12 protein-coding genes are annotated in these 11,888 nt (G+C 66.3%); 7 read left to right on the top strand and 5 right to left on the bottom strand.

Features of this window, described 5'->3' with window-relative positions:
• Nucleotides 1-85: 85 nt before the first annotated feature.
• A complete protein-coding gene (locus V6F88_RS05290; RefSeq protein WP_332608299.1) occupies nt 86-979 on the bottom strand; it encodes a LysR family transcriptional regulator in 894 nt (297 codons plus the stop codon).
• Nucleotides 980-1,116: 137 nt separating this feature from the next.
• Here V6F88_RS05290 and argC point away from each other — a divergent pair, with 137 nt between their 5' ends.
• Entirely contained in the window at nt 1,117-2,049 is a 933-nt protein-coding gene (argC, locus tag V6F88_RS05285; RefSeq protein ID WP_332608298.1) for an N-acetyl-gamma-glutamyl-phosphate reductase, read from the top strand.
• A 153-nt stretch (nt 2,050-2,202) separates the two neighbouring features.
• Here argC and V6F88_RS05280 read toward each other — a convergent pair whose 3' ends face one another.
• Nucleotides 2,203-3,102: an MBL fold metallo-hydrolase gene (locus tag V6F88_RS05280; RefSeq protein ID WP_332608297.1), complete on the bottom strand. Its 900-nt coding sequence runs from the start codon at nt 3,100-3,102 to the stop codon at nt 2,203-2,205.
• Nucleotides 3,103-3,218: 116 nt separating this feature from the next.
• Nucleotides 3,219-4,130: a LysR family transcriptional regulator gene (locus tag V6F88_RS05275; RefSeq protein WP_332608296.1), complete on the bottom strand. Its 912-nt coding sequence runs from the start codon at nt 4,128-4,130 to the stop codon at nt 3,219-3,221.
• A 167-nt stretch (nt 4,131-4,297) separates the two neighbouring features.
• Here V6F88_RS05275 and V6F88_RS05270 point away from each other — a divergent pair, with 167 nt between their 5' ends.
• The 4 genes from V6F88_RS05270 to V6F88_RS05255 are packed head-to-tail and all read left to right on the top strand — an operon-like array spanning nt 4,298 to nt 8,820.
• Nucleotides 4,298-6,007, top strand: a complete 1,710-nt coding sequence (locus V6F88_RS05270) for an AMP-binding protein (RefSeq protein ID WP_332608295.1) — start codon at nt 4,298-4,300, stop codon at nt 6,005-6,007.
• Nucleotides 6,008-6,044: 37 nt separating this feature from the next.
• Nucleotides 6,045-7,358, top strand: a complete 1,314-nt coding sequence (locus tag V6F88_RS05265) for an MFS transporter (protein WP_332608294.1) — start codon at nt 6,045-6,047, stop codon at nt 7,356-7,358.
• On the top strand, nt 7,355-8,509 hold the full coding sequence (locus tag V6F88_RS05260) for a thiolase family protein (RefSeq protein ID WP_332608293.1): 1,155 nt from the start codon (nt 7,355-7,357) through the stop codon (nt 8,507-8,509). Before V6F88_RS05265 ends, V6F88_RS05260 begins: the two co-directional genes overlap by 4 nt.
• On the top strand, nt 8,506-8,820 hold the full coding sequence (locus V6F88_RS05255) for a zinc ribbon domain-containing protein (RefSeq protein WP_332608292.1): 315 nt from the start codon (nt 8,506-8,508) through the stop codon (nt 8,818-8,820). The genes V6F88_RS05260 and V6F88_RS05255 overlap by 4 nt, the downstream gene beginning before the upstream one ends.
• 4 nt (nt 8,821-8,824) lie before the next feature.
• Here the strand turns inward: V6F88_RS05255 and V6F88_RS05250 are convergent, their stop codons facing one another.
• Both V6F88_RS05250 and V6F88_RS05245 read right to left on the bottom strand, forming a co-directional pair.
• Nucleotides 8,825-9,679 (bottom strand): TlpA disulfide reductase family protein, encoded by an 855-nt coding sequence (locus tag V6F88_RS05250; protein ID WP_332608291.1) that lies wholly within the window; start codon nt 9,677-9,679, stop codon nt 8,825-8,827.
• Complete coding sequence (locus V6F88_RS05245) at nt 9,676-10,065, bottom strand: hypothetical protein (RefSeq protein WP_332608290.1); 390 nt, start codon at nt 10,063-10,065, stop codon at nt 9,676-9,678. The genes V6F88_RS05250 and V6F88_RS05245 overlap by 4 nt, the downstream gene beginning before the upstream one ends.
• 329 nt (nt 10,066-10,394) lie before the next feature.
• On the opposite strand from V6F88_RS05245, the gene V6F88_RS05240 reads away from it, so the two are divergent.
• Entirely contained in the window at nt 10,395-11,189 is a 795-nt protein-coding gene (locus tag V6F88_RS05240) for an amino acid ABC transporter substrate-binding protein (protein WP_332608289.1), read from the top strand.
• 21 nt (nt 11,190-11,210) lie between these two features.
• Complete coding sequence (locus tag V6F88_RS05235; RefSeq protein WP_006219374.1) at nt 11,211-11,864, top strand: amino acid ABC transporter permease; 654 nt, start codon at nt 11,211-11,213, stop codon at nt 11,862-11,864.
• Nucleotides 11,865-11,888 lie beyond the last annotated feature (24 nt).

Here is an 11,888-nt window from a genome sequence, read left to right as displayed (position 1 = left end):
ACCCGCTTCTTGAAGACGCGCGCGTCCTGCTTTCAGACCCGCTTTCTGAAGACGCGCGCGTCGTGCCTTCAGACACGTTTCTTCGCTACCCGCCGTCAGCCGCCCGCAGCTGCCACAGCACGTCCAGCACATGCTGGGTCGACCGTTCCACTTTTTCGGCCCGGTGCGCAATGCCCAGCGGCCGCCACAATGCCGGGCGCAACGCGCGCATGATGATGCGCGCGTCTGACTGCGGCGCGGTGGCTTCGTGCGGCAGCAGCGTTGCGCCATAGCCTGCCGCCACCAGGCTCTTGATGGCGTCGTTGTAATTAAGCTGGATGCGCGCGCGCGGGTTCAGCCCGGCCGCGGCAAACCATTCACCCGTCTGGCGCGATAGCCGCGTGGTCGCGTCGTTCAGGATCAGCGGGCGGTTGGCCAGCCAGGCTGGGGTGACCCGTGCCGGCGCGGCCCAGCCGGCCGGCAGAAACGCCATGACGGGATCACGCCGCCACGGCTTGATCACCAAGCCGTCGATAGGCGGTTGCGGCAAGGCCACCAGGCCCACGTCCAGGCTGCCATCGTTTAAACGCTGCAAGGTTTCCTGCGACGTCAGCACCGCCACCTGCACGTCGATGCCGGGGTGGTGCTTGCCCAGGGTTTCCAGCGCTTGCGGCAGCAGATGCGCGATGGCGCCGGTGGACGCGCCCAGCCGCACGCGGCCGGACAAGCCCTGCACCTGGCGCTGCACGTCATCCAGTGCCTGATCGGCTTCGGCCAGCAGGCGGCGCGCGCGTTCCAGCAGCGTGTCGCCGATGGCGGTGGCGCGCACCTGGCCGCGCTTGCGCGTCAGCAGCGGCGCGCCCACGCGGGCTTCCAGGTCGGCCACGTGCAGGCTGACGGTGGGCGGCGCCAGGTGCAACGCACGCGCCGCCTCGGCGAAGGAACCCAGGTCGGCGATGGCAACCAGGGTGCGCAGGCGGTCAAGGCTGATTTCACGCATGGGGCAGTCATCCGGGAAAAGGATCATTCAGAAAAGATGAATTTGACGGTCATGATATTCGACTTTTCTTATGCACTGCGCGGGTCGATGATACGGCTTGCATCCAGACCCCCATTCCTTTTCCTGACGGAGCAGCCATGACCCAACCCCTGGTCTTTATCGATGGCGACCAAGGCACGACCGGCCTGCAAATCCATGAACGCTTGAATGGCCGCACCGATCTGCGCCTGCTGACGTTGCCGGCCGCCGAGCGCAAAGACGCTGCCCGCCGCGCCGAAGCCATCAACGCCAGCGACGTGGCCATCCTGTGCCTGCCGGACGAGCCGGCGCGCCAGGCGGCGGCGTCCGTGGTGAACCCCGCCGTGCGCATCATCGACGCCAGTTCGGCGCATCGCACGACGCCGGGCTGGGTCTATGGCTTTCCGGAAATGGCCGCGGGGCAGGCCGACGCCATCGCGCGGGCCAAGCGGGTCAGCAACCCCGGGTGCTATCCCACGGGCGCCATCGCCTTGCTGCGGCCGCTGATCCAGGCGGGGTTGGTGCCTGCCGACTATCCGGCGGTGGTGCACGCCGTGTCGGGCTATTCGGGCGGCGGCCGCGCCAGTGTGGAGGCGTACGAAGGCGCCGATGCGGCGTCGCAGCCCGCATTCCAGCTGTACGGCCTGGGGCTGGCGCACAAGCACACGCCCGAAATCGAAGCGCATGCCGGGCTGACGCAGCGGCCCGTGTTCGTGCCCGCTTATGGCGCGTTCCGCCAGGGCATAGTGCTGACGATTCCGCTGCAACTACGGATGCTGCCGGCCCGCGTCACCATCGCCCAGCTGCATGACGCCCTGCAACAGCACTACGCGGGCACGACGCACGTGCAAGTGGTGGCGCCGCAAGACGCCGCCACCCATACGAATCTGGATCCGCAAGCGCTGAACGGCACCAACGACCTGCGGCTGGCCGTCTATGGCAACGCGCAGCATGGGCAGGTGTTGTTGACCGCCGTGTTCGACAACCTGGGCAAGGGCGCGTCCGGCGCGGCGGTGCAGAACCTGGACTTGATGCTGGCGGCGATGGGCTGAGGCCCGCTGCGCGGGATGGGGGCACGGGTTTTGCAGCCACTTTCAGTGACTGCGTAGCCTGGGCTTCGTCGCCGTGGCCACGCGGTTGGGGCAATGCCGCGGTGGCGACGCTTCTGCCGCGTCGTCACCGCGGGCTGCTTGCCTTGCGCCCGCCTACCATTTCATTTCGCCCTTGGCGACCTTGGCGCTCAGTTCCAGCGACGCCGCGCCGCCCGCTTGCGGGTATTGCGCCTTCATCGCCGCGATCAGCGCCGCGCTGTCGGCGGCCTTGGCGGTTTGCGTGTCAAAGGCGCGGATATAGCCCTGCGTGTACTGCGCCGATTTCACCGTCAGCGGCGCGCCGGGGGCGTAGTGGCCGGGAATGACCGTGACCGGCTTCAACGCTTCGATGTGTTGCAGCGTGGCCAGCCAGTCTTTATGCGACTGCGGCGTCTGCGTGTCGGCCATCCACACGTGCAGATTGCCGAACACCACCACGCCGCCCACCACTGCCTTTAGCGACGGAATCCACACATAGCTGCGGTCAGGCTGTGCGCCGTCCAGGCCGGTGATTTCAAGCTGATGGCCTTCCAGCGTGAGTGAGTTGCCGGCCAGCACCTGCGGGATCACGGCCTTGGCCGGCGCATCCGCGCCCAGCTTGGGACCCCAGAACGCCAATTTGCCGTCAACGGTTTCCTTGATGTGCCGCACGGTCGGCTCAGTGGCGACCACGCGCACGCCCGGAAAGGCAGCCAACACGGTGTCCAGGCCAAAGTAGAAGTCAGGATCCCCGTGGCTGATGTAGATGGTGGTCAGCGTCTTGCCGCTGTCACGCACCATTGCGACGACCTTTTCCGCTTGCGACTTGCCAAATTGCGCATCAATCAAAATGGCATCGCGCTGGCCGGCGACCAGCACGGAAGACACCGGAAAGATGGCGTCGTTGCCGGGGTTGAAATGGGTCAACGTCAAGTCGGTGCCGGCCGCGCGGGCGGGGGCGTTCAGCACAGGGGCGATCAACAGCGCCAGCGCGGCGGTCTGTAGCAGGCGGCGTGCGAAAGGGAAGAGGGTCATTGCGGCTCGCAGGGTGGGGTAAGGAAGCGGCCAGTCTAGTGGCGTGAATCCTGTCGATCTATCCCCGTCCTTGCCAGAGTCTGTTGCGCACTTCGAGCAGATCAGGCGCGGCCTCTCTAGGCAGCGTTCGGCGACGCATCCGCCAGCGTGGCCTCGACCTGCCGGCGCAGCCACATGGTGCCCGGGTCGCTCTCGAAGCGCGCATGCCAGTGCACGGTGACCGACAAGGGCGGCAGCGCGATGGGCAGCGGCCGGATCTCAAACGCCTTGTCGCGGTTGAACCACAGCGCGGCGCGATGCGGCAGCGTCACGGTCAGATCGGTGCGTCGCACGATCTCGGCGGCGGCCGAGAAATGCGGCAGCGTCAGGTATGGCTGGCGTTGCAGGCCGGCTTCGCCCAGCACGTCATCCAGCAGCCGGTGCGCACTGGCGCGCGAGGCCACCAGGATGTGATCCAGCCGCTTGAACTGCCCGCGCGTCAAGCCCACCGACAGCACGGGATGGCCGCGCCGCCCCATGCAGGCATAACGTTCACTGAACAGGTCGGCGTGACAGGTATGGCGCGCCAACCCGGCCAGGTTGCCAATGGCCAAGTCCACCTGGCCTTCCTTCAGTGCCTGCGGCAATTGTTCCAGCGGAACCTCAAGCACCTCGACCCGCAGGCGGGGCGCCAAGGCGTGCACGCGTTCCATCAGCGGCGGCAAAAACACCATTTCACCGATGTCCGACATCGACAGCCGAAACCGTCGCGTACTGGTGGCGGGGGTGAACTGCTGGCGCAGGCTGACCGCCTCGGCAAAGCTGTTCATGCCGCGTTCGATGGGGTCGGCCAACGCAAACGCCACCGGCGTGGGTTGCATGCCGGTGGCGGTGCGCACGAATAGCGGGTCGTCAAACTGTTCGCGCAATCGGGCCAGCGCGTAGCTGACCGCGGGCTGTGTCAGGTTCAGCCGTTGCGCCGCGCGGGTGACGCTGCGCTCGTGCAGCACGGTCAGGAAAACCCGCATGAGATTCAAGTCGAAGTCCACGCATGCCCCTGATATCAGTCGTATTTATAAGATAAATAATACTCATAAATTTGACACATAAATAGTTGATTCCTAGACTAATTTCACGCTACACACCGGCCGCGATGTGCTTACAAGCCTTATGCGGCCGCTACACGACACAAGACTGCAACCGGGGAAACGTCGTCATGCATGCGTTGACATTACCGTCGTTGTTGATGGAACAGGCGGCCCGCCTGGGAGACCGCCTGTGGGTGCAGGCGCCGGGCGGTGCGTTGCGGTTTGGCGATGCGCCGGCGCATGCGGCAAGCTGGGCCGCGCGGCTGGCTGCCGCGGGTGTCAAGCGCGGCGATCGCGTGGGGCTCATGGCCGGCAACCGTCATGAATTCCTGTCGGTGGTGCTGGGTTGCGGCTGGCTGGGTGCGGTGGTGGTGCCCATCAACACCGCGTCGCGCGGCATGCAGTTGCGGCACATGCTGAGCAACAGCGCTTGCGTGTTGTTGGTGGCGGACGCGGCATCCTGTCCGGCCGTGGCGGCGCTGGCGTCGCTGTCGCACGCAGGGCAGCCGGCGCAACCCGTGCAACCCGTGCAACCCGAGCAACCGGTGCAACCGGTGCAATCAAGGCACGACGCGCATCCACCGCAGGACACGCCGGCCGGGCAGCCAGCCTCGCACCATGCGCCGCCGGCCCTGCGCGCGATCTGGTTGCTGGACCCGGCCGACCCGGATTGCCAATTGCCCGTACCCGCCAGCGCGCCGCCGCCGGCCCCGCACGCCGACGCGCCGCCATTGCCCGCCGCTGCCATCCAGCCGGGCGACATGCTGGCCATTCTGTACACCTCGGGTACGTCCGGGCCGTCCAAGGGCGTGTGCTGCCCGCACGCGCAGTTCTATTGGTGGGGCAAGATCGCCGCGCGCAACCTGGAAATCTCGGACGCCGACTTGCTCTACACCAGCCTGCCGCTGTTTCACACCAACGCCCTTAACGCCTGCTTCCAGGCGCTGGTGACCGGGGCATCCATCATCTGCGACGAACGGTTTTCGGCCAGCCGCTATTTCGACCGCCTGCAAGCCACGGGCGCCACCGTCACGTATCTGTTGGGCGCGATGGTGCCGATGTTGCTGGCGCAAGAATCCCGCCCGTCCGAACGCGGGCACCGCACGCGCATTGCCTTGGCGCCTGGCGTACCCGAACGTTTTCATGCCGTATTCGCCCAGCGCACCGGGATGGCGCTGCTGGAAGGCTACGGGTCCACGGAAACCAACTTTGCGTTGGGCGGCGTGTTGGCCGATCAACGCCCGGGCACGATGGGCCGCGTGGCGCCTGAGTTCGACGCCATCGTCGCCGATGAACACGACGCGCCGGTGCCGGACGGCGAACCTGGCGAACTGCTGCTGCGCGCGCGTCCGCCATTTGCGATTGCCACCGGCTATTTCGGCATGCCCGACAAGACGGTCGAGGCCTGGCGCAACCTGTGGTTTCACACGGGCGATCGTGTCGTGCGCGATGCCGATGGCTATTTCCGCTTTCTTGATCGCATGAAAGACGCCATCCGCCGCCGGGGCGAGAACATTTCGTCGTACGAAGTGGAACAGGTGCTGCTGTCGCATCCCGCCGTGGCCACGGCGGCGGTGTATGCGGTGCGTTCCGAACTGGCCGAGGACGAAGTGATGGCCGCGCTGGTCTACAAGACCGGCCACGCGCCCACGCCCCAAGGCCTGCTTGATTTCTGCCAGCCCCGCATGCCGTATTTCGCCGTACCGCGCTACCTGCGCGTGCTGGACGATCTGCCGCGCACCGAGAACGGCAAGGTCCGCAAGTTCCGTTTGCGGGAAGAAGGTATTACCGGCGACACCTGGGACAGGGACGCGGCCGGTTATCGCGTGGCGCGCTGACGCGCCATCCCTCCATTCAAAAATCCAAGGGGCGGCAATGACAATGGCATACAAGGGGGCGGCGCTGTCCGCCGACGACGAAGCAAAGCGCAAGCGAACCCGGCGCGTCGTGGCGGCATCCGTCGCGGGCAACGCGATGGAGTGGTACGACTTTTTCATCTACGGCACAGCCGCCGCGCTGGTGTTCGGCGACCTGTTCTTCCCCAAGGGCACCGACCCCTTGCTGGGCACCATGGGCGCGTTCGCAGGTTTTGCGGTGGGCTTTCTGGCCCGCCCGTTGGGCGGCGTGATCTTCGGCCACATCGGCGACCGCTACGGCCGCAAGCTGGCGTTGGAATGGACGCTGGGCCTGATGGGCGCGGCCACGTTCCTGATCGGCCTGCTGCCCACGTACGAGCAGATCGGCTTCTGGGCGCCGGTGGCGATGGTGGTGCTGCGCGTGTTGCAGGGCGCGGCGGCGGGCGGCGAATGGGGCGGCGGCGTGCTGCTCATCAGCGAAGCCGTGGGCGGCAAGCGGCGCGGCTACTTTTCATCGTTCAGCCAATTGGGCGTGGCCGGCGGCTTCGTGCTGTCGTCGGGCATTTTCATGCTGGCTCAGCAATTGCCCAAGGACATGTTCATGAGCTGGGGCTGGCGCTTGCCGTTCCTGCTTAGCGTGCTGATCTTTGGCGTAGGGCTGTACATCCGCAAGCACATTCCGGAAAGCGAGGAATTTGTGCAGGCCAAAAAAACGGCCAAGCGCGGCATGCCGGCCGTGGAGGTGTTTCGCCGCTATCCGCGTCAAGTGCTGACGGCGATGGGTCTGCGCGTGGCGGAAAACGGCGGTTCGTATATTTTCCTGGCTTTTGCGCTGGCCTATGGCAAGTTTCTGGGCATATCGAATGACGTAATGCTGGGGGGCGTGCTGGCGTCCATGTTCATCGAACTGGGCACGCTGGTGTGGTTCGGTCATCTGTCCGACAGCATCGGGCGGCGCGCGGTGTACCTGATCGGGTCCGTCGGCCTGGTGCTGGTGGCGTTTCCCTTCTTCTGGATGGTGCAAACCAAAGAGCCGCTGTGGATTTTCCTGGCGTTCTTCCTGGGCAACACGGTGTGCCACGCTGCCATGATCGGCACGCAGCCCGCGTATTTTGCCGAGCTGTTTCCGGCGGAAGTGCGCTACACCGGGCTGGCGCTGGGGCATGAGCTGGCGTCGGTGTTTGCCGGCGGCCTGTCGCCGTTAATTGCCATGGCGCTGCTGCGCAAGTATGAATCGGCCACCCCGGTCGCGTGGTTCCTGGTGGGCATGGCGGCCATTACGGTAGTGACCTTGCTGTTGACCCGTAATCCCCCGAAGCAGGACACGGAATGAACCCGGTTCGTTCGGCCGGCCCCGGCATTGTCGCGGTCGGTGAAACCCCGGCGTTGCGCCATCCCGAGCCGGGCTGCACCACGGCGGGCTTGATGGCGCAGGCCATCGGTCAGGCTCTGCGCCACGCGGGCCTGACGCCCGCGCAGGTGGACGGCCTGGGCGTGGCGTCGTTCACACTGCGGCCCGACCGCGCCATCGACCTGGCTTGGCAGCTGGGGCTACGGCTTAACTGGTGCATGCAGGACGAACTGGGCGGCGCCAGCGCCATCAACCTGCTGCGGCAGGCGTGGCTGGCACTGCAAGCGGGGCAGGCGCAAACCATCGTGTTGGTGTCCGGTGACCACTTCACCGGCGCGGACTTCGCGCAGTTGGTGCGCGGATATAACCGCAGCGCGCAGGACTATCTCAGCCCGCTGGGTTGCCAGGGTCCGAATCCCTTGTTCGCAATGCTGACCCAGCGGCAGATGGCCCAAACGGGGCTGCGCCGCGAAGACTACGGCGCGCTGTGCGTCGCGCAGCGCGCCTGGGCCGCCGACAACCTCAACGCTGCCTATCGCGCGCCGTTGACGCTGGCGCAGTACCTGGATGCGCCGATGGTGGCGCCACCGTTGGGCCGGCTGGATTGCGTGCCGGTTGTCAGCGGGGCCAACGCCCTGGTCTTGCAGGCGCGGCCGACGGGTGTACATGTGCGGCTGCTGTCCAGCGGGGCGCGCTACAACCACGACCAGCAGGAAGGCGACGGCCTGCAAACCGGCGTGGCCGAGCTGGCCGACTGGCTGTGGCAAGAGGCGGGAATGGGCCCCGAAGACATGGACGTGGTCAGCGTGTACGACGACTATCCGGCGATGGCCGTGGCGCAGCTTTGCGACCTGGGTTATGCCGACGCAAACGACTTGCCCGGGTTCATCACCCGCCGTATCGCCACGCGCGGGCTACCCGTGAACACGGCGGGCGGGCAGTTATCGGCCGGGCAGGCCGGCACGGCGGGCGGCATGCACGGCGTGGTTGAAGTGGCGCGGCAACTGCTGGGCCAGGCGGGCGCACGCCAATTGCCGGGCGCACGGCATGGCGTCGTCACCGGCTACGGCATGGTGCAGCTGCGCTACGGCATGTGCGCCAACGCCGCCGTGTTGAGCCGGGAGGAATCATGAGCCTGTATGTGTACGAATGCCGCGCTTGCGGCCATCGCGTCTATCCCGCCCGCCTGTGGTGCCCGGCGTGCGGTCACGACGGCGCGCGGGCGGTGGCGGTGGAAGAGGGCCAGCTGCTGGCCTGGACGACGTTGCCAAGCGCCGGGCAGGGCGCGGACACGGGTGTCACTCTCATCGGGACGGCGCGTGCGTTGCCCGACGGGCCGGTGTTGGTGCTGCGCCTGCAAGACAGCCCGACGCATATCGGCCAGCGTCTGCGGCTGTTCGAGCGCACGACAGCCGGACGCGCGCTGCCCTGGGGGGCGCTGTAGGCATTTAGTCCCCCGCGCCAGGCACATCGGCGGCTTGCGCGCTTGCGGCCCGCGTCGCCTCTACCCGCTGCGCCAGTGATGCGGCCGACAGCTCGCCCACGCGCACATCGATCACGCGCCCCTGGGCGTCCACGAACAGGGTGGCGGGCAGCCCGCGGTTGCTGAATTCGCGCGCCGCGTGGGCGCCGGGGTCGATCAGCACGTTACGCAACGCCGGCGCATGGTCCTTCAAGAACTGCGTCACCTCTGGCTTGGCCTCGGCCTGGTTCAGAAAGACGAAGTTGATGTCTGGATTGGCGGCTTGCGCGGCGGCAAAGGCGGGCATCTCGCGCCGGCAGGGCGGGCACCAGCTGGCCCACAGGTTGATCACGGTAGGCTTGCCGCGAAAGTCGGACAAGTCGGCCATCGCGCCGTGCATGTTATGGACGAAGATATCGGTCAGTTCCGGATACGCTTGCGGCGTGGGCGCCAGCCAGCGGCTGCCGCCGACCCAGGTTGCGCTGGCCAGCGCCAACGCGCCCAGCAACGCCGCGCGCGGGGCGTGCCCGCGCAGCACCACGGCCGCCGCGTAGACCCAGGCCGCCGCCAGCCCGGCCATGCCGTTCCAGCCGCCGTCGCGGATGTCCAGGATGTTGATGGGGTCGGGCAGATAGCTGTTGCGGTAGCGCCAGACGAAAGCCAGCCGGGCGACCAGCAGCCCGATGATCAGCGCGCGCCACAAGACCGTGGACAGGCGCGCGGCTTCGTCTTGCCGGCGGTTGATCAAACGCGCCGCCACTATCGCGACAAGGCCGGCGACGATCAACACCGCCAGTTCGGTGGGAAATACCAGGGGGCCGATACGGATGGCGGGGCTCATCCGTCGGCCTTGGCGGTCAGCGGGTGTTGCAAGGTAAAGCGGATTCGGTCGCCCGCGATGCGTAGCGCCTGGACGGCAGTGGTGCCGGGCAGCGGCATCGGGCCTTGCGCCACGAAGCCGTGGCCATCGATATCGCGCTGAAGGCGGTCGGCTGCGTCATTCATACCGGAGGATGGCGCCGAGTCAGCCGGGTTGGCCGAGTCAGCCCGGTCGGCCGAGTCAGCCCCGGGCGCGTTCTGCGCCTCTTCGCGGGCGGCGAACAATGCCGCGTAGGGCGCGAAGTCGGGCATGGGCGTAAAGCTGCCTTCCATCACGGCGCCCGTGCCCGTGCTCACCTTTGCCACGCCGATGAGGCGACCGCCGTTGTCCTTGATGTTCAGTTGCATGCCTGTCCTCCGTGTGTATACCGTGGGCTCCGGGTGTTCCGGGTGTTCCGGGTGTTCCGGGTGTTCCGGGTGTTCCGAGTGTTCCCCGCGTTCCCCGCGTTCCCCGCAGCCCAGCCGCTCCAAGCGGCCAAAGCCTAGCATGGCTTGCATTCCTTCCCGGCCCGCGTTGCCGCCTTGACATCTCGTTCCCACACCAATCCTGGCCGCCCCGGGCGCTTTCCGGCACGGTCTTGCAGTAACGCTAAAATGGCGGCTCGCGGCTGACCGGCCAGCCATTCCGGCATTCTTATTCCGGCATTCTTATTCTTACGCTTCGCACACCTGAACCCATGAAAAAACTGACTGCTGTTTTCCTCGTGTCCGCAACCACGATGCTGACCGCCTGCGGCCCCGGCGATGACGCCAAGCCGACCGCGGGCGCCCAAACGCCGGCCGTCGCCAAGAAGGTCGTGGTGGGCCTGGATGACAACTTTCCGCCCATGGGCTTTCGCGACGCCAGCAACCAGATCGTCGGTTTTGACATCGACATGGCCAAGGAAGCCAGCAAGCGCCTGGGCATCGAAGTCGAATTCAAGCCCATCGACTGGAGCGCCAAGGAAGCCGAGTTGAACGGCAAGCGCGTCGACGTCCTCTGGAACGGCCTGACCATCACCGAAGAACGCAAGAAGAACATCAGCTTTACCGCGCCGTACATGGCCAACCACCAGATCATCATCGTGGGCACCGCCTCGCCCATCAAGGTCAAGAACGACCTGGCCGGCAAGACGGTCGGCGCGCAGGACGGCAGCAGCGCCACGGACGCCATCGCCAAGGACCCGGTTGCCGCGCAGATCAAGGACGTGAAGAAGTTCGGCGACAACGTCACCGCGCTGATGGACCTGGCCGCCGGCCGCCTGGATGCCATCGTGGTGGACGAAGTGGTGGGCCGCTATCTGATCAGCAAGCGCGCGGGCGAATACCGCGTGCTGGAAGAGAACTTCGGCACCGAAGACTACGGCGTCGGCGTGCGCAAGGACGACACCGAGCTGCTGGGCAAGCTGGACAAGACGCTGGATTCGATGAAGCAGGACGGCACCGCCGGCCGCATCGCCACCCAGTGGTTCGGCGCCAACATCATCAAGTAAGCGGCGCGCGAACTCTCTTAAATGGACTACGTTCTCTCTCTGTTGGGGCCGATGGCGGAAGGCGCGAAAGTGACCTTGACGCTGTTTTTCATCACCTTGGCCCTGGCAGTGCCGTTGGGATTGGTGCTGGCCCTGGCGCGCATTTCGAAGTGGCCGCTGCTCAGCAACCTGGTCAACGGCTACATCTGGCTCATGCGCGGCACGCCGCTCATGCTGCAAATGCTGTTCATCTACTTCGCGCTGCCGTTCGTGCCGGTGGTGGGCGTGCGGCTGCCCGACTTTCCGGCGGCCGTGGTGGCGTTTGCGCTGAACTACGCCGCGTACTTTGCCGAGATCTTCCGCGCGGGCATCCAGTCGGTGGACCGGGGCCAGTACGAAGGCAGCAAGGTGCTGGGCATGACCTATCTGCAAACGCTGCGCCGCATTGTGTTGCCGCAGATGGTGCAGCGCGTGCTGCCCCCCATGAGCAACGAAACCATCACGCTGGTCAAGGACACGTCCCTGATCTACGTGCTGGCGTTGAACGATATCCTGCGCACCGCGCGCGGCATCGTGCAGCGTGATTTCACCACCACGCCGTTCCTCGTGGCCGCCGCCTTTTATCTGCTCATGACGCTTGTCCTGACGTGGTTCTTCCAGCACATGGAAAAGCGCTATGCCAAATATGACCAGTAATCCGCCGCTTGCCGCCGGCGCGCC

The organism is Achromobacter sp. ESBL13 (assembly GCF_036668755.1).
In the GTDB taxonomy this organism is placed as follows: Bacteria; Pseudomonadota; Gammaproteobacteria; order Burkholderiales; family Burkholderiaceae_B; genus Achromobacter.
Note: the sequence above shows the minus strand (reverse complement) of the source record. Positions and strands in the feature narration are given on the sequence as shown.